General features: G+C 29.2%; 28 protein-coding genes, 2 pseudogenes, 1 riboswitch and 1 other annotated feature. Of the genes and pseudogenes, 2 read left to right on the top strand and 28 right to left on the bottom strand.

The window, feature by feature from the left end; genetic code table 11:
* Positions 1–10 precede the first annotated feature (10 nt).
* The 14 genes from typA to SPJ33_RS07890 form a co-directional block, all read right to left on the bottom strand.
* Positions 11–1,837 (bottom strand): translational GTPase TypA, encoded by a 1,827-nt coding sequence (gene typA / locus SPJ33_RS07955; RefSeq protein WP_321117427.1) that lies wholly within the window; start codon positions 1,835–1,837, stop codon positions 11–13.
* 172 nt (positions 1,838–2,009) lie between these two features.
* Positions 2,010–3,677, bottom strand: coding sequence for a ribonuclease J (locus SPJ33_RS07950; protein ID WP_321117426.1), 1,668 nt, complete (start codon positions 3,675–3,677; stop codon positions 2,010–2,012).
* Positions 3,678–3,726: 49 nt separating this feature from the next.
* Entirely contained in the window at positions 3,727–4,197 is a 471-nt protein-coding gene (locus SPJ33_RS07945) for a Fur family transcriptional regulator (protein ID WP_321117425.1), read from the bottom strand.
* Positions 4,198–4,220: 23 nt separating this feature from the next.
* Positions 4,221–4,481 carry a DUF1292 domain-containing protein gene (locus tag SPJ33_RS07940; RefSeq protein WP_321117424.1) on the bottom strand — a complete coding sequence of 87 codons (261 nt, stop codon included), beginning with the start codon at positions 4,479–4,481 and terminating at the stop codon, positions 4,221–4,223.
* 73 nt (positions 4,482–4,554) lie between these two features.
* The gene (gene ruvX, locus SPJ33_RS07935; protein ID WP_321117423.1) at positions 4,555–4,971 is read right to left on the bottom strand and encodes a Holliday junction resolvase RuvX; all 417 of its coding nucleotides are present in this window, start codon (positions 4,969–4,971) and stop codon (positions 4,555–4,557) included.
* 45 nt (positions 4,972–5,016) lie between these two features.
* Positions 5,017–5,274 carry an IreB family regulatory phosphoprotein gene (locus SPJ33_RS07930; RefSeq protein ID WP_321117422.1) on the bottom strand — a complete coding sequence of 86 codons (258 nt, stop codon included), beginning with the start codon at positions 5,272–5,274 and terminating at the stop codon, positions 5,017–5,019.
* A 143-nt stretch (positions 5,275–5,417) separates the two neighbouring features.
* Positions 5,418–8,063, bottom strand: a complete 2,646-nt coding sequence (alaS, locus tag SPJ33_RS07925) for an alanine--tRNA ligase (RefSeq protein WP_321117421.1) — start codon at positions 8,061–8,063, stop codon at positions 5,418–5,420.
* A gap of 48 nt (positions 8,064–8,111) precedes the next feature.
* Positions 8,112–8,288: a binding site (T-box leader), on the bottom strand.
* 87 nt (positions 8,289–8,375) lie between these two features.
* Positions 8,376–9,407 carry an AI-2E family transporter gene (locus tag SPJ33_RS07920; protein ID WP_321117420.1) on the bottom strand — a complete coding sequence of 344 codons (1,032 nt, stop codon included), beginning with the start codon at positions 9,405–9,407 and terminating at the stop codon, positions 8,376–8,378.
* Entirely contained in the window at positions 9,391–9,885 is a 495-nt protein-coding gene (locus tag SPJ33_RS07915; protein ID WP_321117419.1) for a PRC-barrel domain-containing protein, read from the bottom strand. The genes SPJ33_RS07920 and SPJ33_RS07915 overlap by 17 nt, the downstream gene beginning before the upstream one ends.
* A gap of 105 nt (positions 9,886–9,990) precedes the next feature.
* The gene (gene mnmA, locus SPJ33_RS07910) at positions 9,991–11,070 is read right to left on the bottom strand and encodes a tRNA 2-thiouridine(34) synthase MnmA (protein ID WP_321117418.1); all 1,080 of its coding nucleotides are present in this window, start codon (positions 11,068–11,070) and stop codon (positions 9,991–9,993) included.
* Between the two features lie 8 nt (positions 11,071–11,078).
* Positions 11,079–11,513 carry a Fe-S cluster assembly scaffold protein NifU gene (gene nifU / locus SPJ33_RS07905; RefSeq protein WP_321117417.1) on the bottom strand — a complete coding sequence of 145 codons (435 nt, stop codon included), beginning with the start codon at positions 11,511–11,513 and terminating at the stop codon, positions 11,079–11,081.
* A 2-nt stretch (positions 11,514–11,515) separates the two neighbouring features.
* On the bottom strand, positions 11,516–12,697 hold the full coding sequence (gene nifS / locus SPJ33_RS07900; RefSeq protein WP_321117416.1) for a cysteine desulfurase NifS: 1,182 nt from the start codon (positions 12,695–12,697) through the stop codon (positions 11,516–11,518).
* 2 nt (positions 12,698–12,699) lie between these two features.
* Positions 12,700–13,152 (bottom strand): Rrf2 family transcriptional regulator, encoded by a 453-nt coding sequence (locus tag SPJ33_RS07895; protein ID WP_321117415.1) that lies wholly within the window; start codon positions 13,150–13,152, stop codon positions 12,700–12,702.
* 147 nt (positions 13,153–13,299) lie between these two features.
* The gene (locus tag SPJ33_RS07890; protein WP_321117414.1) at positions 13,300–14,574 is read right to left on the bottom strand and encodes a replication-associated recombination protein A; all 1,275 of its coding nucleotides are present in this window, start codon (positions 14,572–14,574) and stop codon (positions 13,300–13,302) included.
* A 110-nt stretch (positions 14,575–14,684) separates the two neighbouring features.
* Here SPJ33_RS07890 and SPJ33_RS07885 point away from each other — a divergent pair, with 110 nt between their 5' ends.
* Complete coding sequence (locus SPJ33_RS07885) at positions 14,685–15,014, top strand: thioredoxin family protein (RefSeq protein ID WP_321117413.1); 330 nt, start codon at positions 14,685–14,687, stop codon at positions 15,012–15,014.
* A 31-nt stretch (positions 15,015–15,045) separates the two neighbouring features.
* Here SPJ33_RS07885 and SPJ33_RS07880 read toward each other — a convergent pair whose 3' ends face one another.
* From SPJ33_RS07880 to SPJ33_RS07820, 13 genes and pseudogenes are all read right to left on the bottom strand, one after another.
* On the bottom strand, positions 15,046–15,459 hold the full coding sequence (locus tag SPJ33_RS07880) for a hypothetical protein (RefSeq protein WP_321117412.1): 414 nt from the start codon (positions 15,457–15,459) through the stop codon (positions 15,046–15,048).
* Between the two features lie 28 nt (positions 15,460–15,487).
* Positions 15,488–15,901 carry a HutP family protein gene (locus SPJ33_RS07875; RefSeq protein ID WP_321117411.1) on the bottom strand — a complete coding sequence of 138 codons (414 nt, stop codon included), beginning with the start codon at positions 15,899–15,901 and terminating at the stop codon, positions 15,488–15,490.
* Positions 15,902–15,938: 37 nt separating this feature from the next.
* Positions 15,939–16,898, bottom strand: coding sequence for a DUF4003 family protein (locus SPJ33_RS07870; RefSeq protein WP_321117410.1), 960 nt, complete (start codon positions 16,896–16,898; stop codon positions 15,939–15,941).
* A gap of 139 nt (positions 16,899–17,037) precedes the next feature.
* On the bottom strand, positions 17,038–17,850 hold the full coding sequence (locus SPJ33_RS07865) for an acetyl-CoA carboxylase carboxyltransferase subunit alpha (protein ID WP_321117551.1): 813 nt from the start codon (positions 17,848–17,850) through the stop codon (positions 17,038–17,040).
* Positions 17,847–18,513, bottom strand: a pseudogene (locus tag SPJ33_RS07860) (acetyl-CoA carboxylase carboxyltransferase subunit beta). Before SPJ33_RS07860 ends, SPJ33_RS07865 begins: the two are co-directional and overlap by 4 nt.
* Positions 18,506–19,728 (bottom strand): annotated as a pseudogene (locus tag SPJ33_RS07855) (acetyl/propionyl/methylcrotonyl-CoA carboxylase subunit alpha). The pseudogenes SPJ33_RS07860 and SPJ33_RS07855 overlap by 8 nt, the downstream one beginning before the upstream one ends.
* Positions 19,729–19,737: 9 nt before the next feature.
* Positions 19,738–20,160 (bottom strand): 3-hydroxyacyl-ACP dehydratase FabZ, encoded by a 423-nt coding sequence (gene fabZ / locus SPJ33_RS07850; RefSeq protein ID WP_321117409.1) that lies wholly within the window; start codon positions 20,158–20,160, stop codon positions 19,738–19,740.
* Positions 20,161–20,163: 3 nt separating this feature from the next.
* Positions 20,164–20,502: a biotin/lipoyl-binding protein gene (locus SPJ33_RS07845; RefSeq protein WP_321117408.1), complete on the bottom strand. Its 339-nt coding sequence runs from the start codon at positions 20,500–20,502 to the stop codon at positions 20,164–20,166.
* Positions 20,503–20,515: 13 nt separating this feature from the next.
* On the bottom strand, positions 20,516–21,754 hold the full coding sequence (fabF, locus tag SPJ33_RS07840) for a beta-ketoacyl-ACP synthase II (protein WP_321117550.1): 1,239 nt from the start codon (positions 21,752–21,754) through the stop codon (positions 20,516–20,518).
* Positions 21,755–21,805: 51 nt separating this feature from the next.
* The gene (locus SPJ33_RS07835) at positions 21,806–23,200 is read right to left on the bottom strand and encodes an NCS2 family permease (protein WP_321117407.1); all 1,395 of its coding nucleotides are present in this window, start codon (positions 23,198–23,200) and stop codon (positions 21,806–21,808) included.
* Between the two features lie 73 nt (positions 23,201–23,273).
* A riboswitch (purine riboswitch) is annotated at positions 23,274–23,377 on the bottom strand.
* 18 nt (positions 23,378–23,395) lie between these two features.
* A complete protein-coding gene (locus SPJ33_RS07830) occupies positions 23,396–23,812 on the bottom strand; it encodes a DUF3592 domain-containing protein (protein ID WP_321117406.1) in 417 nt (138 codons plus the stop codon).
* A 119-nt stretch (positions 23,813–23,931) separates the two neighbouring features.
* Positions 23,932–24,426, bottom strand: coding sequence for a flavin reductase family protein (locus SPJ33_RS07825; RefSeq protein ID WP_321117405.1), 495 nt, complete (start codon positions 24,424–24,426; stop codon positions 23,932–23,934).
* A 74-nt stretch (positions 24,427–24,500) separates the two neighbouring features.
* Positions 24,501–24,716 carry a hypothetical protein gene (locus tag SPJ33_RS07820; RefSeq protein WP_321117404.1) on the bottom strand — a complete coding sequence of 72 codons (216 nt, stop codon included), beginning with the start codon at positions 24,714–24,716 and terminating at the stop codon, positions 24,501–24,503.
* Positions 24,717–24,869: 153 nt separating this feature from the next.
* On the opposite strand from SPJ33_RS07820, the gene SPJ33_RS07815 reads away from it, so the two are divergent.
* A complete protein-coding gene (locus SPJ33_RS07815) occupies positions 24,870–24,998 on the top strand; it encodes a hypothetical protein (RefSeq protein WP_321117403.1) in 129 nt (42 codons plus the stop codon).
* A gap of 43 nt (positions 24,999–25,041) precedes the next feature.
* Here the strand turns inward: SPJ33_RS07815 and SPJ33_RS07810 are convergent, their stop codons facing one another.
* A complete protein-coding gene (locus tag SPJ33_RS07810; protein WP_321117402.1) occupies positions 25,042–25,254 on the bottom strand; it encodes a hypothetical protein in 213 nt (70 codons plus the stop codon).
* Positions 25,255–25,373: the final 119 nt, after the last annotated feature.

Here is a 25,373-nt window from a genome sequence, read left to right as displayed (position 1 = left end):
TTTAAATCTATTACTTTTTGCTTCTGCTAGCTCTTCTTCTTCTTTCAGCACTATCTAAGATAGTTTTTCTCATTCTTACATTTTGTGGAGTTACTTCAACTAATTCATCACTATTTATGAATTCTAAGGCTTTTTCTAAAGTCATCTTTATTGGTGGAACTAATTTAACTGCTTCATCAGCACCTGATGATCTTGTGTTTGTAAGTTTTTTACCTTTACATACATTTATATCTATATCTTCTGCTCTTCCACATACACCAACTATCATTCCTTGATATACAGGTGTACCAGCTTCTATAAATAATGATCCTCTTTCTTGAGCATTAAATAATCCGTATGCTATAGCATCTCCTTGTTCAAATGATACTATTGACCCTCTGCTTCTTCCTGGAATTTCTCCCTTAAATGGTGCATATCCGTGGAATACGTGGTTCATTATACCGTTACCCTTAGTATCTGTCATGAATTCATTTCTAAATCCTATAAGACCTCTAGCTGGTATTACGAATTCTAATCTAGTATAACCATTTACTGCTGATGTCATATTAACCATTTCACCTTTTCTTGGTCCAAGCTTTTCCATTACAGGTCCCATGAACTCTTCTGGTACGTCTATAGTTAAGTATTCCATTGGTTCTACTTTTTTACCGTCTTCTTCTTTGAAGATAACATTAGCTTTTGATACTTGTAATTCGTATCCTTCTCTTCTCATTGTTTCGATTAGTACTGAAAGGTGTAATTCCCCTCTACCTGATACTTCGAAACAATCTGGAGTTATTTCTCTAACTCTTAAACTTACATTAGTTTCAAGTTCCTTCATTAATCTATCTCTTAAATGTCTTGAAGTTATGAAATCTCCTTCTTGACCTGCAAATGGTGAATCATTTACCATAAAGTTCATGCTAAGTGTTGGCTCATCTATTTCTACAAATGGAAGAGCTTCAGGATTTTGTGAATCTGCTATTGTTTCTCCAATGTTAGCATCAGTTACACCACTTAAAGCTATTATATCTCCAATTGAAGCACTTTCAACTTCTTCTCTCTTTAATCCATTATATCCAAATAATGAAGTAATCTTATAATTTGATTTGCTTCCATCTTGTCTTACTAAAGTTACAGGTTGGTTCTTTCTAACTGTTCCTCTATGAATCTTACCTATTGCTATTCTACCAACATATTCGTTTGTATCTAATGTAGTAACAAGCATTTGTAATGGTCCATCTGCATATCCTTCTGGTGATGGAACATGTTCTAAGATTGTCTCAAATAAAGGAGTCATATTTTCATTTGTATCTTCTACATTATATCTTGCAAATCCATCTCTTGCTGAAGCATAGATTATTGGGAAATCTAATTGTTCATCATCAGCACCTAATTCTAAGAATAATTCAAATACTTCATCTATAACTGCTTCTGGTCTAGCATCTGGTTTGTCTATTTTATTTATAACAACTACTGGTCTTAAGCCTAATTCTAATGCTTTTTTAAGAACGAATTTAGTTTGAGGCATTGGACCTTCATATGAATCAACTACTAATAATACTGAATCAACCATTTTAAGTACACGTTCAACTTCCCCACCAAAGTCTGCGTGTCCTGGAGTATCAACTATGTTTATTTTTACTCCATTATATTGTACTGCAGTGTTTTTTGAAAGAATTGTGATTCCTCTTTCTTTTTCTAAATCATTTGAGTCCATAGCTCTTTCTTGAACTTTTTCATTAGCTCTGAAAGTATGACTATCTTTTAATAAAGCATCAACTAAAGTAGTCTTACCATGGTCAACGTGAGCTATTATAGCTATGTTTCTAATATCTTCTCTTTTAGTTAGTTCCATTATGTTCCTCCATCTTTTAGCTTTACTTTTATTTTTCTATGTAAACCTATAATATTTTTTTTCAAAAAGAAAATTGGATACTCGTGTACCCAATTCTCGCACTAATTTATATTCTAATCTTTACTATTTAAAAAGTCAATATAAATGATTGCTAAATGAACCATTTATCAAACTAAATTTCCATAATTATTGGTAGTATCATAGGTTTTCTCTTAGTTTTTTCATATAAGAAGTTTCTAAGTTCATCTCTAATTCTACTCTTTATAGTCGCCCAATCAGTAATTTTTGACTTTTCACATTCATTTAGAACATCTTTAACAATTTCCCTTGCCTCATCCATAAGTCCTTCAGATTCTCTTACATATACAAATCCTCTTGAAATTATATCTGGTCCTGCAATTACTGATGCACTTTCTCTATCAAGTGTTACAACAACAGTTAAAATACCATCTTGTGAAAGATGTTTTCTATCTCTTAAAACTATATGTCCAACATCTCCAACACCTAATCCATCAACAAGCACTTGGCCTGATGTTACAGATCCATTTTTTCTTATAGAATTACGCGTTATTTCTATAATATCACCAGTCTCTGGTAATACATAATTTCTTTGATTTAATCCAACACTAACAGCAAGTTCAGCATGTTGTTTTAGATGTCTATATTCACCATGAACTGGTATAAAGAATCTAGGTCTTACTAAAGTTTGCATAAGTTTTAATTCTTCTTGACAAGCATGACCTGAAACGTGAACATTCTCATCAGATCCATATATAACTTCTGCACCCTTTTTAAATAATTGATTTATAACCTTTGATACTAATTTTTCATTACCTGGTATTGGAGTTGCTGATATTATTACAGTATCCCCTTCAACTATAGAAATCTTTTTATGTTCTGAAGCTGCCATTCTAGCAAGAGCAGACATTGGCTCTCCTTGGCTTCCAGTTGTTATAATAACAACTTCTTCATTTTTATATTTTTGTGTTGCATCAATTGTTATTAAAGTATCTTTTTGTAATTTTAAATATCCAAGTTCTATAGCTACTTGAATGATATTTTCCATACTTCTTCCTGATACTGCAACCTTTTTATCATACATCTCTGCTGCTGTTATTATTTGTTGAATTCTATGAATATTTGATGCAAAAGTGGCAACTAAAATTCTTCCCTTCGCTCTACCAAATAGTCTCTTTAAGGTTTCACCAACAACGCTTTCTGATTTTGTATAGCCTGGACGTTCTACGTTAGTAGAGTCAGCCATCATAACAAGCACACCTTTTCTTCCAAGTTCTGCAAACCTTGCAAAATCTGTTCTAACACCATCTATTGGAGTATGATCTATTTTAAAATCTCCTGTATGTAGAACAACTCCAAGTGGAGTATGAATTGCTATTGCAACTGAATCAGCGATTGAATGATTAGTTTTAATAAATTCAACTGTTACACTTTGTAATTTCACTTTATCTTTTGGTTTTACTTTACATAATTTTGTAGTAGCTAAAAGTCCGTGTTCTCTTAGCTTAGTCTCTACAATTCCTAAAGTAAGCTTAGTTCCATATATAGGTACATTTAATTGTTTTAAAACATATGGAAGTGCACCTATATGGTCTTCATGTCCGTGAGTTAAAAATATTCCTCTAACTTTATCCTTATTTTTTAATAGATAAGATATATCTGGTATAACTATATCTATTCCATACATATCTACATCAGGAAATTTAAGTCCACAGTCTATGATTACAATATCATCTTTGTATTCTATAACCGTAAGATTTTTCCCAATTTCATCTATTCCACCTAAAGGAATAATCTTAACTTTAGCTTTTTCATTTCTCATATTTCCCCTCCTTATTCAAAATATATATAAATAAAGGATACTATTTCCTTTAATTTTCCTTATTTTTTTCCTTTTCCATGCAGTTTTCGCATATTCCAAAAAACTTTACACTATGATCTTGTATTTTGAACTTATACTTTGATTCTACTCTTTGTTCTAATTCATCTAACAAGTCTTCTTCTACTTCTAAAACTTTATTACACTTATTGCAAATCAAATGGTGATGTCTATGTTCTTCATCTTGATGAATAATTTCATACCTACTACACCCGTCGCTTAACTCTAATCTAGATAATAAATTAACTTCTTCAAGTAAAGCTACTGTTCTATAAACTGTAGCTAACCCTATTTCTGGACAATCTTTTTTAACTTCATCATATATTTCTTCAGCTGTTAAATGATTACCTTCATTTCTTATTATAGTATCAACTATCGCTCTTCTTTGAGGAGTTAATTTATATCCCTTTTTCTTTAAGTCTTCCTTAAGTTCTTGCATATCAAAAGAAATTAGGCCTCCCATTTGCAACACCTCTTTCTGTTATTCTAGTCCTCTTGCATTAATAAGTTATAAGCTTCTTCTACCATTGCAAATTCTGCTTCATCTTCTATGTTTACAAGATTATCGCTTCCATCTTCATCTTTTTCAACTCTAAGAACTACCGCTTCGTCATCTTCTTCATCAGCAGCAGTTAAAACTACATATTCAGTGTTTAAATCATCTATCTTAAAAAAGCTAACTACTTTAAATGATAATTCATTCCCCTCTTCATCTAATAAATCAATATATTCTATATCTTTTTCCATACTTATTATCTCCTTTTTTATATATTTTAATTATAAAATCAAAGTCTTGTCAATAATTACTTTCAATTAATAATTACAGTTTTGATATTCTATCTAAATATCCTTGTAAAATATAAGTCGCCGCTACCTTATCAACTATCTTTTTTCTTTTTCCTCTTGATAAATCAGCTTCAAGCATTGCTCTATGTGCAGCAACTGTTGTAAGTCTTTCATCCCAAAACACTATTTCTAAGTCTACAGCTTCTTTTAAAAGTTCACTAAATTCTTTTATCTTTTCTCCAGCAAATCCAATTGAACCATCCATATTTTTAGGTAATCCAATTACTATAGTTTCTACAGAATATTCATCACATATTCTCTTAACAGCTTCTATATCTTCGCTCTTTTTAGTTCTTCTTATAGTTGTTATACCTTGTGCTGTAAAACCTAATGGGTCTGAAATAGCAACTCCAACTGTTTTTTGTCCAACATCTAATCCTAATATTCTCATATTATCTCCCTAAAACAAAAGATGCCCTTCAACAGGGCATCTTTTTTATTTTATCTCTAAATAAGATTTTATAACTTCTTCAAGAATTTCGTCTCTTTCAAGTTTTCTTACTAAAGCTCTTGCTCCGTTGTAATTTGTAATGTAAGTAGGGTCTCCTGATATTAGATAACCAACAAGTTGATTAATTGGATTATACCCTTTCTCTTGAAGTGAATTGTAAACCTCTGTTAAAATAGCTTTTGTTAACACTTCTTTGTTTTTTGTCAAATCAAATTGCATTGTATGTTCTAAATTATTACTCATATTCTACGCTGCCTTTATTAGCAGCTCACCCCCTTACCTTATGTTAAAGGAAACTTATATATTATTAATAGTAATCTCCATTTTTATTTTTTTATATTCATATCTTCTAAGATAATTATAACCCATATCCTTTTAAAAGTACACTATTTTACTAAAGTTTCAATTATGTTATATGCTTTATCTATTGCTTCGTTTATTTTTTCAGGAAGTTTTCCACCAGCTTGAGCCATGTCAGGTCTTCCACCTCCACCGCCTCCAACTACTGCTGCTACTTCTTTAATTATCTTACCACAATGAATTCCACTATTTACTGCATCTTTATTTGCCATTGCAACTAAGTTAACTTTATCATTTACTTTACTTACTAATACAACTATTGATTTTGGAGCTTTATTTCTTATTTTATCTCCTAAATCTCTTAATGCATTTCCATCTATATCTTCTAATGCATATGCTATTGCAGTTATACCATTTATGTCTTTAGCTGAATTTAGTATTTCATCTTCAACTCCGCTTGTAAGTTTTGATTTTAACTCTGCAATTTCTTTTTCTTTTTCTTTTATTTCTACTGTTTGTGTTGTAATTTTATTTAATATTTCTTTTTCATTACACTTTAATGCAGCACATGCTTCTTTTAGCATTCTTTGCTTTTCTTCAACATATTTTATTGCTGCAAATCCTGTTAATGCTTCTATTCTTCTAGTTCCTGCCGCAACTCCTGCTTCATTTATTATCTTAAATAATCCAATTTCTCCTGAATTTAAAACGTGAGTACCTCCACAAAGTTCCATTGAATAGTCTCCAACAGATACAACTCTAACTTTATCTCCATACTTATCATCAAATAATGCCATAGCACCTTTTTCTTTTGCTTCTTCTAATGTCATAAGATCTGTATCAACTCTATATACTTGCATTATTTTTTCATTAACTAAATTCTCTGCTTTTTGAAGTTCTTCTTCAGTTAAACCTTGGAAATGAGTAAAATCAAATCTTAATCTTTCATCATCTACAAATGAACCTGCTTGATTTACGTGATCTCCTAAAACTTCTTTTAATGCTTCATGTAACATATGAGTTGCTGTATGGTTTTTACGTATATTATTTCTTCTAGTTACATCTATCTTTAATTCTGCTTCTTCATTTAATTTTACTATTCCCTTATTTATGTTTACATAGTGAATAGTTTTTCCACCAACATTGTTTTTAGTGTTATATACATAGGCTTCAAAGTCTTTACCTTTTATTATTCCTGTATCACCAACTTGGCCTCCCATTTCTGCATAAAATGGTGTCTTATCAGTTACTATATATCCTTTTTGGCCTTCTTTTAATTCTTCTACAACTTCTTTATCTGTTGCTAGGAATAATACTTTTCCTACAGCTTCGTCTTTATCATATCCAACAAATTCGCACTTTATATCATTATCAACTAAGTTTATTGGTGATTCTTCACTTCCCATGTAAGTGAATTCTCCTCTAGCACTTCTAGCTCTTTCTCTTTGTTCTTGCATTTCTTTATCAAATGAAGCTCTATCTATTGTAATATTTTTTTCTTCTAAAATTTCTTCTGTTAATTCATAAGGGAAACCATAAGTGTCATATAACTTAAATGCTTTTTCTCCACTTAATACATTATTGTTTTCTTTTTCTAATTCTTCAATGTATCCTAAAAGTATTCCCATTCCTGAATCTATTGTTTCATTAAATCTTTCTTCTTCTAATGTAACAATCTTTTCAATGTAATCTTTTTTAGAAATAAGTTCATCGTATTCAACACCGTAATTTTCAACTACTGAATCTACGATATCTTTTAAGAATAAACCTTTTATTCCAAGAACCCTTCCGTGTCTTGCAGCTCTTCTTAAAAGTCTTCTAAGTACATATCCTCTTCCTTCATTACTTGGTTGGATACCATCTGAAATCATCATAGTAACAGATTTAACGTGATCTGTTATTATTCTAAGTGATATATCTTTTGTCTTGTCTTCTCCATATTTAACACCTGAAAGGTCTGAAACTTTTCCTAATATATTTTTAACTGTATCTATTTCAAATATATTATCAACACCTTGCATTAAAGTAGCAAGTCTTTCAAGTCCCATTCCTGTATCTATGTTAGGATTTTGTAATCTTTCATAATTACCTTTTCCATCGCCATCAAATTGTGTAAATACTAAGTTCCAGAATTCTATAATTCTATCTTCATCACTTGCTTTTACAAATTCTTCAGCAGTTTTAACTGGTTCTACATCTACACCTCTATCAAAGTGAATTTCTGTACATGGACCACATGGACCTGCACCATGTTCCCAGAAGTTATCTTCTTTTCCAAGTCTAAATATTCTGTTTGTATCTATATCAGTTTTATTTTTCCATATTTCAAACGCTTCATCATCATCTAAGTAAATTGTTACATATAGTTTATCTTTTGGCATTTGTAATACTTCAGTTATAAACTCCCAAGCCCATGGAATTACTTCTTCTTTAAAATAATCTCCAAATGAGAAGTTACCAAGCATTTCAAAGAAAGTACCATGTCTTGATGTCTTACCTACGTTTTCGATATCACCTGTTCTTATACATTTTTGACAAGTTGTAATTCTCTTTTTTGGTGGTTCTTGTAAACCTGTAAAATATGGCTTAAGTGGCGCCATACCTGCATTTATTAATAATAAACTTTTATCATTTTTTGGAACTAAAGAAAAACTCTTTAATCTTAAATGATCTTTACTTTCAAAAAACTTTAAATAAAGTTCTCTTAATTCATTTGTTCCCATATACTTCATATTTTTTACCTCCATTAAACTAAAAAAAGCCTTCATCCCAAAATAACAACAAGGGACGAAAGCTACTCTTCCGCGGTACCACCCTAATTATGTAAAAATCTTTACATCTCTTTAAATGGTTATAGCTCATGGGTAGCTTCAAAATGATTTATTTAGAAGTTTTCACCAAACACTTCCTCTCTAAAAAATAAGTTCAAATTTACTCATCCCAATCATTGCTAAATATTGAATTTGATAAGGAAATTATATTTTATATAATTTGATATGTCAATATTTTTAATAAGTTTTGTTATTTTAATATAAAAATTTCTATTAAAACAAATAATAATTTAAATCATCATATATTACCTTTAATATAACACCTATCGGTATAGCTAAAATCATTCCAACAACTCCACTAGTTCTTTCACCTATTAATAAAAGTATAATTATTAGTAAAGGATGAATATTAGTGCTCTCAGCTGTTATTTTTGGAGCTAATATATTACCTTCAATTTGTTGAACTATTAATATACCTATTATAACCCATAATCCCTTAATTGGTGAATCCATAAAAGCTATAAGGACTGCTGGTACCCCTCCAAAAAAAGCTCCAAAATACGGAACTACATTAAATACTCCATTAATTATTGCAAGTAAAAGCATAAACTTAATATCTAAAATTAAAAATAAAATAAAGCACATAATACCTGTTATTAATGACAATAAAATCTGACTTACTATATATCTTTCAAGAAGTAAGTTAATATCTTCTATAATTTTTTTAGTTAAATTTCTCTTTTCTATAGGCACTAATAAATATAATTTATTTGATATGTTTGTTCCATCTGATAAAAAATAATATGTAACTATAGGTATAATAGCTACAGATACTATATTGCTAGAAAAATTTATAATTCGATTTATAGTATCATTAGATACTGACATAATAAGCTTCCATGACTTAGTCTTTATCTCATTATATATAAGATTTAGTATAGATGACTTACTTTCTTCTATTTTTTGTTCAATATATACTAAATAACCCATAAGTTTATTAATTAGATTAGGTAAATTTCTAATTTCGTTAAAGATTTTAGGTATTATCATTAAAAGCAATAATACTATAACTAGAAATATACTAAGCATAATTATAAGTGTTGATACTTTTTTAGATAATTTAGATTTATTTAAGATAAAATTTCTAAGCGGCCTTAATATATAAGCTAAGATTGCTGATACTATTATTATATTTATAACTTCTCTAAATACACCCCAGTAAAGATATAAAACTACAGCTAAAATTAATAGTAATAATATAATTGATTTTATTATTAATGGCTTATTTTTAGTTAGAGATTTCATTATTTTTTACCTTTCTTGGCATAAGCTTTAAACTCATATTATCTTTACCTGTGTATAATATATATTCTTCTCCTAAAATACATTGATTTATAAGTAAAATCTGCTTACCTTTTAAAAGCTTCTCTATAACCCCTGTACTAATTAATAAACCTTTTATTGAAAAATCATTTTCTCTAATAATTAAATCCTCTATTGTACCTTTTATATTTCCATTTAGATCAATTATCTCCATGCCTTTAATATCTTTTAATTTAATACCGCTATATTTAATGCTTTTTCTTACAATAATTTCTTTATCAATAGATATTATATCTTCGCATCTTACAAAATTCTTTTTTGAAAATAATGAATAACTAGAAATATCAAGACCTATTACTTTCCCTTCATAGAAATTAATAAAAATATCTTCTACAATACCTATCTTTTTACTATTAACATCATAAACACTTTTCATATAGAAATCCTTGCTCTTAAGCATAAATAAACCTCCTAAGTCTAATAAACTTAGTTTATCCATTATTATGAAATTTAAACTATCTAGTAGAAATAAAAAAGACTAGAGAAAATCTCTAGTCTTAATAAATTATGCTAATCCTTCAATTATTCCGCCACCAACAACGATTTCGCCATCATAAAATACTACTGATTGACCTTTTGTTATTGCTCTTTGCTTTTCTTTAAAGGATACCTTAACTCTTCCATCTGGAAGTGGTGAAATCACTGCATCAGCTGGCTTTGCTGAATATCTAACCTTAGCTTGAACATTCATTTCTCCCTTTAATTCATCAAATGGTATGAAATTTACATCCTTAGCTATTAAATCATTGTTAAATATAGTTTCTTCAGAACCTAATACAACTTCATTTGTTTCAGGTCTTATATCTGTTACAAATACTGGTTTTCCAAGAGCTATTCCTAATCCTTTTCTTTGACCAATAGTGTAATATACTATTCCTTTGTGCTTACCTAATATATTACCTTTACTATCTACAAAGTTACCTGGTTTAACTTCTCCTGGACGTTCTTCTTTTATAAATCTTCCATGATCATTATCAGAAATAAAGCATATTTCTTCACTATCTTTCTTATTATGAACAGCTAGCCCTATTTCCTTTGCAATTTCTCTTATTTTATCTTTAGTATACTCACCACATGGCATTAGTGTATGTGCTAATTGATCTTGCGTAAAGTTATATAGTGCATAAGTTTGGTCTTTTCTATCATCATCAGATCTTATTAAAAGATATCTTCCATCTCTTTCTTCAATCTTAGCATAATGACCTGTTGCAACATATTCTGCACCTATTCCTCTTGCTTTTCTTAAAAGTTCATCAAACTTTAAATGTTTATTGCAAGCAATACATGGATTTGGAGTTTTTCCATCTATGTATTCTTGAACAAAGTACTTGATTACATTTTCTTTAAATGAATCTCTAAAGTTTAATACATAAAAAGGAATATCTAATTTTTCGCAAACTCTTCTAGCATCATCTACAGCTGATAAAGAACAACATCCACCTTCTCTTTCTTCATATTCTTTATCCTCTTGCCAAATTTGCATAGTGATACCTATTACATCATAACCTTGTTTCTTTAAAAGGTAAGCAGCGACGGAGCTATCAACTCCGCCGCTCATACCTACAACAACCTTCTTCTTTTCCATTCTATCACCTATTCTTCTCCGTGAACGTGGTCGTGTAAATCATCTCCGTGTTCTTCAAAGTCCCAAGCTTCTAAGCCTTCCTTTTTTCTATAATCATTTATAGCTTTGTGGATTGCTTCTTCAGCTAAAACTGAACAATGCATCTTTACTGGTGGAAGTCCATCTAATGCTTCTGCAACTGCTTTGTTTGTAAGATCCCAAGCTTCTTCAACAGTTTTTCCTTTTATTAATTCAGTAGCCATTGATGATGAAGCTATAGCAGAACCACAACCAAATGTTTCAAACTTAGCATCTACTATTTTATTGTCTTCTATTTTAAGATATACTCTCATTATATCTCCGCATTTAGCGTTACCAACTTCTCCTACGCCGTTTGCATCTTCTATTATTCCTACATTTCTTGGATTTCTAAAATGGTCCATTACCTTTTCACTATATATCATAATTATCTTTCTCCCTTCTTAATAAAGTCAGTCCATAATGGTGACATCTTTCTTAATCTTTCTATAATCGGTGGTACAACTTCTAAAACATAATCTACATCTTCTTGTGTTGAATTATCACCTAATGTTAATCTTAATGATCCGTGTGCTTTTTCATGTGGTAAACCTATAGCAAGTAATACATGTGAAGGATCTAATGATCCTGAAGTACAAGCACTACCACTTGATGCACATACTCCTTCAAAATCTAATGAAAGTAATATTGATTCTCCTTCAATAAATTCAAATGAAACATTTACGTTACCTGGAAGTCTCTTATCTCCTCTTGGTCCATTTAATCTAGTGTAAGGAATCTTTAATAATCCATCTATTAATTGATCTCTTAAAACAGTCATTCTTTTAGCATGTTCTTCTAAGTTTTCTGTTGCAAGTTCTATTGCCTTACCAAGTCCAACTACTCCTGCTATATTTTCTGTTCCTGCTCTTCTATTTCTTTCTTGACCACCACCGTGAATTAGGTTATGTATTCTAACACCTTTTCTTACATAAAGTGCTCCTATTCCTTTTGGTCCATAAATCTTGTGACCTGCAAGTGATAATAAATCAATATTCATATCTTTAACGTCGATTTTAACATTTCCAACTGCTTGAACTGCATCTGTATGGAATAAGATTTTTCTTTCTCTACAGATTTCACCGATTTCTTTTATTGGTTCTATTGTACCAATTTCATTATTAGCAAACATTACAGATACTAATATTGTCTTGTCTGTGATTGCATTTTTAAGATCTTCTATTTTTACAAAACCTTCTTCATCTACATCTAGATAAGTCACTTCAAAACCTTGTTTTTCTAGGTATTGACAAGTATGTAATACTGCATGGTGTTCTATCTTAGTTGTTATGATATGGTTTCCTTTATTTTTGTATGCTGAACATATACCTTTAATAGCCCAGTTATCTGCTTCTGATCCACCACCTGTGAAATATATTTCATTAAGGTCTGCATTTAAAGCTTTTGCAACTTGACCTCTAGCTTTATCTATAGCCATCTTTGTTTCTCTTGATATTCCATAGAATGAAGATGGATTTCCGAATTTATTAGTGAAGTATGGAAGCATTTCTTCTAAAACTTCTGGTTTAACATATGTTGTTGCAGCATAATCCATATATACTGATTTCATTTCTATTCACCTCTACCTACAAGATTTATCTCTTGTCTTTTTTGTTTCAAAATTTCATAATCATTAACTATATCTTGAAGTGTTATTGATTTTATAACACTATCAATGCTATCTTGTATCTTTTTCCAAAGAATTCTTGTTGCGCAATATTGAAGATTATCACATGATGAACCATCTACGCAATCTGAAACTTCAATTGGTCCTTCTAAGACATATATAATATCTGATATCTTTATATCTTTAGGTTCTCTATTAAGTACATACCCACCTTGAGCACCTCTTATACTTTTTATAAGATCAGCTTTTCTAAGGGGACTAAAAAGTTGTTCTAAATAATACTCTGATATATTTTGTCTTTTTGATATTGTCTTTATAGATACTGGTGCAGTTCCATAATTAAGTGCTAAATCAACCATGGCCTTAACTCCATATCTACCCTTTGTTGAAAGTTTCATTTTTCTCCCCCCTTAAAGTTGAGTAACTTACTACGATTTATGTTTATATCTTACCAAATCACTCGGCTATTGTCAACAAACTTACTTAAATAATTTTATAAAAAAAATAAAAGACACAAAATGTGCCTTTTATTTATATATAATATCCTATTTTTTATATTTTATATTATTCCAATAATTTTCTATTCCTTTTTCAAATTTATTATTTCCAGGTATATAATACTTTTTATGTTTTATATTATTAGGTAAGTATTGTTGACTTACATATGAATTCTCGTAGTTATGTGGATATTTATAGTCTATCCCTCTATTTAAATTTTTTGCTCCACTATAATGAGCATCTTTTAGGTGGTTTGGTATATCATCTATTTTCATATTTTCTAAATCTTCTAAAGCTGAATCTATAGCAAGATAAGCCTTATTAGATTTAGGACTAGTTGCTAAAAGTATCGTTGCCTCAGCAAGTGGTATTCTTGCCTCTGGAAACCCAAGTTCTCTTGCTGAATCAACTAATGACTTAACTATCATAGCAGCTTGTGGATATGCAAGTCCTATATCTTCACTTGCTATAACTTGAAGCCTTCTACATATAGATATTAAATCTCCTGCTTTAATAAGCCTTGCTAGATAATGAATAGCTGCATCAGGATCACTTCCCCTTATAGATTTTTGAAATGCACTTAATATATCATAATGATTATCACCTTTCATATCATAAGAAACAATCTTTGTCTGCGTGCTTTCTCTTGCTACTTCTAAATCTATTATTATTTCTGCTTCTTTATTAGGGTTAGTAGAATTTATAGCAACTTCAAGAGCATTTAATGCTTTTCTAACATCTCCATTAGAAGCTTTAGCAAAATATTTATAAGCATCATCGTAAACTACTATCTTTAAACTTTCATAATCTTTTTCTTCGATACAAACTGCTCTTTTTAATGCATCAATCACATCTTCTTCATCTAATGGTTTAAATTCAAATATAGTTGATCTGCTTAAAAGTGCCTTAAAAATATAATGATAAGGATTTTCTGTAGTAGATGCTATTAAAGTTATTCTTCCATCTTCTATATATTCAAGAAGAGATTGTTGTTGTTTTTTATTAAAATTTTGAATTTCATCCAAATAAAGAACTACTCCATCTCTTCCCATAAATGTATCAAGCTCTTTTCCTATCTCTTGTATATCTTTCAATGAAGCAGTCGTTGCATTTAATTTATAAAATCTTTTATTTATCTTATTAGAAATTATATTTGCAACTGTAGTTTTTCCTACTCCTGGTGGACCATAAAAAATCATATTATTTATTGTTCCACTTTTAATTATTCTATTTAAAATCTTATTTTCTCCTAATATATGTTTTTGACCAAATACTTCATTTAATTCATTAGGTCTTATTTTCTCAGCTAATGGTTTACGCATTTTCCCACTCTTTTCTAAAAATTAATATTAAGTTATTATATCATAATAATTATAGAATATTTTCTACTTTATAATTATAATATAACTTAAAAACTAAAGGAGATGATTATATGATTATAGTAAATAATAAAGAAGATATTTATGATTTATTAAAAAAAGACTGCATGACTTTGCTTTACTTTTCTTCTCCAAGTTGTGCAGTATGCGATGTAGTAAGAAATAAACTTGAACTTACTTTAAAAGATTTTCCTAAAATATCAGCATATGAAATTCCACCTTATAACAATGAGGAAATCTTAGCCCATTTTAATATTTTTACTTTTCCTGCAATACTTCTTTATATAGATGGAAAAGAATATTTAAGAGAAGCAAGACATTTTAGTGTAGAAAATCTAATTCAAGATATAACTAGATATTATGAATTATTTAATCAAAAATAAAAATAAGCTCTTAATTTTAAGAGCTTATTTTTTATTCTACTTGAGTTAAAAGTCTTTTTAAAATATCTAACATCTTATTTTCAGTTATTTCATCATTACCTACAACAAGTATTCCTCTAATATCATTATCTGAAAGATCCCATTTATATGTTACAAATCTAACTTTACTTTCTTCTGGTAAAAATTCTTCTATTTCCATAGCGCTTTCTTCTGCAAGAGATGCATATTCTTCAAATAGAGAATCTTCATCAAGTTCTTCTATATTGGTAAATACTTCAATTTCTTCGTTTAATATTTCTACTGGAATACTTAAATTATATGCACATACATCTTCTCTTTTAGTTCCCTTAGTCATATCCTTAAGAACTTTAAATTCTGTATTCTCTTCTATGCTTTCTCCGATTTCTTTTGTATCTAATATTTCTGTTCCAAAAACAATATACATTAAAAATACCTTCTTTCAAGTTTAAATATTATATTGAAATAGCTCTATGTCCAATTCCAATAACGACTTCATCTAAATGAAGTAATCCTATATTTAGGAAAATACAAACTGATATATGCTCACCCTTTCTAGCTATACCAATCTTTCCTCCAACATTTTGACCACTTGCTCTATTTTGAACTTGCATTAAAGCATCTCTAGTAGCCCCTACTATAGCTCCTTCATGTACATGTTCTTCCCTAATTAAATTATTTCTTTTAGATGAAACAAGAGCTCTTTCTAAAATTTTTAAAATAGACTCATTAATATTTCCACCAACATTTACAGCAGTAACAAAAAAACCATCTTCTTTATATTTTGATTTTAAGACTTCTTCTTCTTCCCTGCTTGAAATTGCCATTCTCGTTGCAACTTTTGCAACTTCTGTACTAGTATTTTTCACCTTTATAATCCCCATTTCTTAAAGAAATATAAATTACTTATAAGATAAATGAAAAAGCTATATATTCCTCTATAATATATACTATATCATCTACCTCTTCTTCTCCTAAATCTATTATGTCTCCTTTAATGTATTCTAAATATCTCATTAATACAATGCATAATGATATCTTAAATATACTCTTTTCTGACATACCCTTATTATTAAAATTATTTTTTTCTCTTAACATATTATATATGTTGCATACTTCTCTAGAGAAAACTTCATCATCTCTTATAAAACTCGAAGCCAGTCCTATAAGTGGATAAACATCTCCTTCTATAAATTTATAATTATCTATTAAATTGCATCTAATATTTAGAGTTTTTTCAATCTTTTTATCTATATCTGAATTAGTTATAAGAAGCGAAAGATAAAAACAATCTAAACTATTAACTTCTTTTAAATTTATACTTTTTATCTTTGAATCAATTTTCTTTATATCATCAGCTATCTCATATATTTCTTTATCTATATCTGTTAGATAAACATAAACTATGTAATCTTCTTTCATAAAAAAGTCATATTGATTTTGATTTATAACTTCTTTTATTTCAAATAATTTATTTAATTTTTCTTCTAATTCATCGCCCTTAAACTTTTTTGATAATAAAAATGCTGTGTAAAGTGCTTGTTTATTATCTTTAAAGCCTCTTTCTATTAAAGATTGATTTATATATTTAGTATTTAAAAAAACTTCTTCATAGTCTTTTCTAGCATTCATAAGAATAGAGAAAACTTTATTAAACTCTCCTCTGAATTTAGAATTAAACTTAGTATTTTTCCTAATATACTTACGTATTTTTTTCACCCTAGCCTCATTAACTCCTTCATAAGATCCATTTGCAATTAAAGATGCTAGTGAGTTTAATTCTTTTCCATCCCATCTTAGATTTTTTTTAAATTCATTATTTAGTTCAATAAAATTTCTTACTTTTTCTTTCAGCTCAATATCCATTTCATCATCCTCATAAAATTATTACATTAAATATTAAATAATATCTAATTATATATTATTTATAATATAATACAACTGTCAATAAATTTCAAAAAAAGAATTAGAACAAAATACCTGTTCTAATTCCCTTAACTCTCTTTTATAAGTTTTCTCCAAATTTTCTAAACTTTTTATACTTTTTTTCTAAAAGTTCATCTTCCTTTAAATCTTTTATTTTATCAAGTTCTGATAAAATTTTTCTCTTTAAATTATTTGCTGCACGCTCAGGATTTTTATGAGCGCCTCCATTTGGCTCACTAACTATAAAATCTATAATATTAAATTCTATTAAATCTTCTGCTGTTATCTTCATAACTTCTGCAGCTTCTGAAGTCTTCTCTGCATCTTTCCATAATATAAATGCAAATCCTTCTGGAGAAAGTATTGAATATATAGAATGTTCAAGCATACCAATAGAATCACCAACTGCAAGTGCTAAAGCTCCACCACTTCCACCTTCTCCTGTAATTATAGAAATTATAGGTGTTTTTAATTTACTAATTTCAAAAAGGTTCATAGCAATTGCTTGACCTTGACATCTTTCTTCAGCATCTATTCCACAAAACGCACCTGGAGTATCTATAAGGCAAATTATAGGTCTTTTAAATTTCTCAGCTTGCTTCATAAGTCTAAGTGCTTTTCTATAGCCTTCTGGCTTTGGCATACCAAAGTTTCTTTCTATATTTTCTTTTGTGTTTTCACCTTTAGTAATTGAAATTACAGTTACTGGCTTTCCTGATATTTCTGCAATCCCTCCGATTATAGCTTTATCATCTCCAAAATTTCTATCTCCATGAAATTCTATAAAGTCATCAAATATATTATCTATATAAAACTTTCCAGTTGGTCTATCTTTATGTCTTGCAATTGATACCTTATCCCATGCTTTTATTTTTTTTTGCCATTCTTCTATTCATATTTTTCCACCTCATGTAGTTTAAGTATCTTATATACACAAGTTCTTAAGTCTTTTCTATCTACTATTTTATCAATAAATCCTTTCTCTAAAAGAAATTCTGACCTTTGAAAATCATCTGGCAATACTTCTTTAATAGTATTTTCGATTACTCTTCTTCCAGCAAATCCAACTAAAGCATCAGGCTCACTCAATATTATATCACCTTCCATTGCAAAGCTTGCAGTTACTCCACCAGTTGTAGGATCTGTAAGCACAGTAATGTATAATAAACCTTTTTCGCTATGTCTTGCAAGTGAAGCACTTACTTTTGCCATTTGCATAAGAGAAAAAATCCCTTCTTGCATTCTTGCTCCACCTGAAGCCGTAAATATAAACTATCCATAATTCCAGCACAAACTTTTATCCCATTAACTAAGCCAGTTCCTGTTATAACCGCTTCTTTACTATCACTTTTCAACTTAGCTTGATTTAACTTTTTTTCATATCCTTCAAAATTTAAAGGATTTTTAGTTTTTAAGTCTTTATCAAATTCTTTAAATGACATTTATCACATTTAGTCCACATACCTGAAGGTATATTTGGTTTTACATGTGAGTCTATATTTATTTTTCTAATAGTTGCATAGTTATTCTTTTTTCTAAATAAATCCTTAAGCATACATTTCCACCATCTTATTTCCTAAAAATCCAGTATCATAATCCCCTCTTAAGAATTCTTCCATCTCTAAAATTGAATATTGGAATTCTATATTTGTTTTAACTCCACCAATTCCAAATTCACTTAATGCTCTTTTCATCCTAACTATTGATTCTTCTCTATTTTCTCCATAAGCTATAAGCTTTGCAAGCATTGAATCATACTACACTCTATAGCATGACCTTTTATCTTTATATCATCTTGAGTAAATCTTAAAGGTTCTCCACTTGCTATCTTTAACTGTTCTTTTAAAAGGTCTACACCTGTTATCATTTCAGTTATTGGATGTTCAACTTGTATCCTTGTGTTCATTTCCATAAAGTAATAATTAAAATCTTTATCTACTAAAAATTCTATGCTACCTGCATTTTTATAATCACAAGCCTTAGCTGCTTTTTTAGCTATTTCACCCATTTCCATTCTAAGTTTTTCACTTAAAATTGAAGATGGTGCCTCTTCTAATACTTTTTGATTTTTTCTTTGAAGTGAACATTCACGTTCTCCTAAATGAACAATATTTCCATATTCATCTGCAAGTATTTGAAATTCTATATGTCTTGGGTTTTCAATAAATTTTTCTATATATAAAGTATCATCATTAAAGCAAGCTAATGATTCTGCTTTAGCTGTATTGTAGCCTTTTTTAAATTCTTCATCATTCCTTACTACTCTAATACCTTTTCCTCCGCCATCTGCAGCAGCTTTTATCATAATAGGATAACCTATACTCTTTGCAATATTAAGTGCATGATTTTCATTTTCTATTATTCCTTCATAACCTGGAACAACAGGAACTCCTGCACTTTTCATTAGCTCTCTAGCTTTTGCTTTGTTTCCCATAAGCTCTATAGAAGTATAATCTGGGCCTATAAATTTAATATTACATTCGCTACACATCTTTGAAAATTTAGCATTTTCAGATAGAAATCCAAATCCAGGATGAATAGCATCAGCACCAGTTAAAACACATGCACTTAATATATTTTTTATGTTTAGATAACTATCTTTTGCAGGATATGCGCCAATACAAATCGCTTCATCTGCAAGCTGTATGTGAAGGGCATCTTTATCTGCTTCAGAATAAACAGCAACAGTTGAAATTCCAAGTTCTTTGCAAGCTCTAATTATTCTTACCGCTATCTCTCCTCTATTTGCAATTAATACTTTCTTAAACATATATTTCACCTATCCTATAGCAAACATTATTTCTGCTTCACATACTTTCTTTCCATCTACCTTAGCAATACCTTTTCCAACTCCAATAGGTCCTCTAAGTTTTATTATTTCACAGCTTAATTCCAATTTATCTCCCGGAACTACCTTTTGTCTAAATCTTACTTTATCAGCTCCAGCAAAAAGTGGAATTTTTCCCTTAAATTCTTCTTTTGATAAAAGTGCAACAGCTCCAATTTGTGCTATAGCTTCAAGGATTAAAACTCCTGGCATTACTGGTTCTTGTGGAAAATGTCCTTGAAAAAATTGTTCATTTGCACTTACATTTTTATATCCTCTAATGCTATTTCCTTCTTCAATTTCTACAATTCTATCAACAAGTAAAAATGGATATCTATGTGGCAAGATTTCTCTTATTTCTTTTATTCCCATCATAATCTAAACATCCTCCTCTATCTTAAATAATGGAGTTCCATACTCTACCATATCTCCATCTTTAACTAAAACTTCCACTATCTTTCCTGAAACCTCACTTATTGTTCCTACAATTTCATTTACTTCTTCTTTTTCCCTTTTAACTTCTTCTTTTATTATCTTATCTACTTCTGTTTCTTTACTCATTGTTTGTGTCTTAAATTCTTTATTAGATATTGATTCTGTATTTCTAGTTAAAGATTTATCCATCTTTATACGAGAATCTCCATTTTCATATTCAAAATACGCAAGATCTGAAGCATTTATAAGTTCAATAAGTTCTTTAACTTCGTTAATATTCATAAATAGCCTCCTACTAATTTTCATTCCATCTTTTAAATAATAATGTAGCGTTATGTCCTCCAAATCCTAATGAATTGCTTAAGGCATAGCTTAATTTTTGTTCTCTTCCAACATTAGGTACATAATCTAAATCGCATTCTTCATCCTTTGTTTCATATCCAATTGTAGCTGGTATATATCCATCTATTAATGATTTTATACATACTATAGATTCTACTGCACCTGCTGCACCTGCTGCACCTAAAAGATGTCCTGTCATTGACTTAGTTGATGATATAGGTACTTTATATGCAAAATCTCCAAGAGCTTTTTTTATAGCTACTGTTTCAAATTTATCATTTAAAGAAGTTGCTGTTCCATGTGCATTTATATATGAAATATCTTTTGGGCTTACATTTGCCTCTTCCATAGCTTGAAGCATAGCACGCGCTGCTCCTTCTCCTTCTGGATCTGGTGATGTAATATGATAAGCATCACATGTACTTCCATATCCAACAACTTCTGCTAATATATTAGCTCCTCTTTTTTGTGCTGATTCTAAACTTTCAAGTACTAATATTCCAGCACCTTCACCCATAACAAAACCACTTCTATCTTTATCAAATGGAATTGATGCTCTATGTGGATCATTACTTGAATTTAAAGCTTTTAAGCTTGCAAAACCTTCTACTGATGCCTTAGTTATTGGAGCTTCAACACCACCTGCAAGCATAACATCTGCATATCCATGTTTTATTTGTCTAAATGCTTCACCTATTCCATTTGTTCCTGTTGCACATGCTGTAACTCTTGCAGTTGATGGTCCTTTTAATCCATATTTTATAGAAATATTTCCAGCCGCCATGTTACTTATTGCCATAGGTATGAAAAATGGTGAAACCCTCTTTGAACCTGTTGCAATTTTTGATATTTGATTTTCTATAGTTTGAAAACCTCCAATACCTGACCCAATAAGCACACCAATTCTATTTCTATCCATATTTTCAAGGTCTAAACCTGCTGATTTAATTGCTTCATCTGCACAAACTAATGCAAATTGAGCATATCTATCTAATCTCTTGCTTTCTTTTTTTCCTATTTTTTCTTCAGGATTAAAGTTTTTAACTTCTCCTGCAATTTTTACACTTAATTCGTCTTTATCTAATAGCGTTATATAGTCAATTCCTGATTTTCCGCTTTTTGTATTACTCCAAAATTCTTCTACAGTATTTCCAATAGGAGTTAAAGCTCCCATTCCAGTAACTACTACTATAAAAAAACAATCTATCTTAAAGATAAAAGATAGATTGTTTTTATTTCTTTCTTAGTCTGGCATAATAATAAATCTTAATATAAATAATATAGCAAATATGTACAATAATTTATGCACTTCTTTACCTTTTCCAGTTGCAAGTTTTACTATTGGATAAAATATCATTCCAGTTGCAATACCGTTAGCTATTGAATAAGTAAATGGCATCATAACTATAGTAAAGAAAGCTGGTACAGCTTCTGTAAAATCTGAAAAATCTATTTCTGTAACTGCACTCATCATTAAGATACCAACTATTATTAATGATGGAGCTGTTGCACTTTGTGGTACTATTCCTACTAATCCACTAAAGAATAATGATATTAAAAACATAATACTTACTATGACATTAGAAAAACCAGTTCTTGCACCTGCTGCTATACCTGCTGCTGATTCAACAGTTGTTGTAAGTGTTGTTGTTCCAAGTAATGCTCCGCAAGTTGTTCCTAAAGCATCTGAAGTAAGTGCTTGTCTTAAATTTTTAACATCTCCATCTTCAGTAACCATACCTGAACTTTGAGCTGTTCCAAGTAAAGTTCCTATTGTATCAAAAAGATCGACTAAACTTAAAGTAATTACAACCATAAATACAGTAAGTATTGCCCCTAAAATTCCTCCACCATTGCTTGTTAATAACCCTTTTAAATCCATAGCGAAAAATGTATTTCCTATAACTGGCATTGAAAAAAGCTTGATGCCTGTAATATTTGTAACTCCCATAGGAATTCCTATTATTGTTGTAATTACAATCCCTATAAGCATTGCTCCTGTAACCTTTCTTGCCATAAGTATAACTGTTAATACAAGTCCGATTATAGTTAATATAACTGCCTTATTAGTAAAATCTCCAAAAGCTACTAGTGTTCCTTCACTTGGTACTATTATTCCTCCATTTTTAAATCCTATTAAAGCAATAAATAATCCTATACCAGTAGTTATTGCAAGTTTTAAATTCTTAGGAATTGCCATAACTATTTTTTCTCTAATAGATGTTAACGTTATGATTATAAATAAGATACCTGATATAAATACTGCTGCTAAACCTTGTTGCCAAGAAAAATTAAGTTTTAAACAAATGTTATAAGAAAAGAATGATACTAGTCCAAGACCTGGTGCTAATACAAATGGTAAATTAGCATGAAACGCCATTATTAAGGTAGCAATTGCTGATGCAATGCAAACTGAAGTAAATGCTGAAGCTATTATAGGGTCTTGTGCCATTGTAAGATTTGCTGCTGCATCTCCTTTAAGCCCAAGCGAATTCATACCTCCCATTTTTAATATATTTGGAATTACTAATAATACATAAGCTAAAGTAACAAATGTCGTAAGTCCACCTATAATTTCTGTTTTTACATTAGTGTTATTCTTTTTTAGTTTAAATACCTTTTCTAAAATATTATTCATTCGCTCTCCTCCATTCCCATAAATTCTACAAAAAAACTAGCATTAGTTATAGGTAAACCAATGCTAGTTATAAAGCGTCCTTTGATTTACCCATAGCGTGAAAATTAAAGTGGTCTTCACGTAGAAACTTCTGAACCATATTATCAGATTTATATGGGTTTATTCTATTGTTTCACTCATTATACTACATATTTTTTAATTGTGCAAACAAATTATTACAGAAAGAATAAGAAATACTAATGATAATGTTACTAATATTGTTGGTAATATAAAAAGCTCTATTTTGCTATCTATATAGAATTTATTTCTTTTCTTTTTATCATATACTATTTTAACATCATCACCTACATTATAATCTTTTCCATCAATAATTTCATAAGTAAATACTTTCTTTTCCCCATTATCTGTTATGAATTCTATAACCGGTCTATAAAACGTTACAAACGACAGTTGATTAAATTCATTCATCAAGGCTTGTTCTATTTTCTCTATTTTTATTACTTTACCTATTACCCTTGTTCCATTTTTATAAATTTTATATCTAATGTTAAATAATATTATTGAAGCAAACAATAATATTATTCCAATAATTAATAATACATATAACGTCATAAAACTACCTCCTTTTAGACAAATTTAAAATCCAATAGTTACTAATAGTTTATGACGATGTCTAAATTTATGTGAAAAATAAAGGAGATTAGCGCAATTTTAAGCTAATCTCCTTTATTTTAATATTCTTCTACAATTTCTCCGAAATAAAGAACATGTTCCACGTTTTTATCATTATAGAATGTATCTAATAAATCTTTATCAAAATTATTTAAATCCATTTTGTTTTTATACAAAATTTTACATTCATAATATTTGTTGCAACCTTCTACAACAGGTGCTTCTACATTCTTTGACTTAACAAATTTTATACATGCAACCTCTTCTTTATTTATATCCCTTCCAGACTTAGTTCCACATATCTTTAATGCTTCCTTTAAGTTGTTATCGTAAGGGATACTTACTGTAAATGTATCTTTAGATTCTAAAAATTCATTTGTATATCTACTTTCTCTAACTAACGCCATAAATACAGGCTTTCTCCACATATAACCTATGCTTCCCCAACTTATTGTCATAGTATTTGCATCATTTAAATCTCCAGCAGTTAAAAATGCTCCACCTAAGCAAAGATTTTCTAAAGCTTCTGTTGTATCTATTGCAAATTTACTCATAGTTATTCCTCCTAAATTATATTCATAGACATCTATACAATATTTCATTTAATAAATATTATACTTAATTTTAATTAGAATAAGAACATGTCCATAATCATTTTAAATGATATTATTATTGCTACAGGAACTAGAATAACAGAAATAATCATATATCTGCTACCTTTTTTATTCATTTCCTTTACATACTCTTCATTTCCATCTTTTATATTTCTAAAAGTATTTATCGATTTTATAAAGAAAGTAATCATTACTATAATAACAATTACATTTAAGGCAAGTAGTATCATATTGACACCTCCCAATTTAAAACTCCAATTTTAACAATTACATCTTATCATACTTTAAACAAAAACTTAAATATTATATTATTATGTTATGAGGTGTTTTTAGCCGTTATTATTAAGTATATAATATAAAATTAAAAAATGGGAGGTTATTTCATGAATCCACTATATTACTTTCTTATTGCTATTCCCTTAATACTTGTTATAATATTAATTTGTTATAATATACATGAAATGAAAAAGTCTAGAGATAAAGCATTTAATAAAAAAGATCATATAAAATAATAAATACACCCTTATTAAAATACATTTAATAAGGGTGTATTTATTATAATAATATCTTTATTATTATAAATGTTGTTAATACCAAACTTATAGGAGCTAACATAATAGAAATTTTCATATATTTTCTTGCAGCTTCCCCTTCAATTTCTACATTTCCAGTATTGTTAGCAATCTTTTTAAACTTGCTTGTTGATTTTAAAAACATTGTTAACATAGCTAATACTACAATTATGTTTATAATTACTATGTATATCATATGTATCCTCCTCTATATACGAGTTTCACTTTAATATATTACCACATTTATAAAATAAGTAGTATATTTATTTAATTTAAAGTAAATACCATTTCATACTTATTACTTAAATCTTCTCT

Origin of the sequence: Clostridium sp. (genome assembly GCF_034179595.1) — a bacterium.
Lineage (GTDB): Bacteria > Bacillota > Clostridia > Clostridiales > Clostridiaceae > Clostridium.
This window is presented reverse-complemented; position numbering and strand designations above follow the sequence as displayed.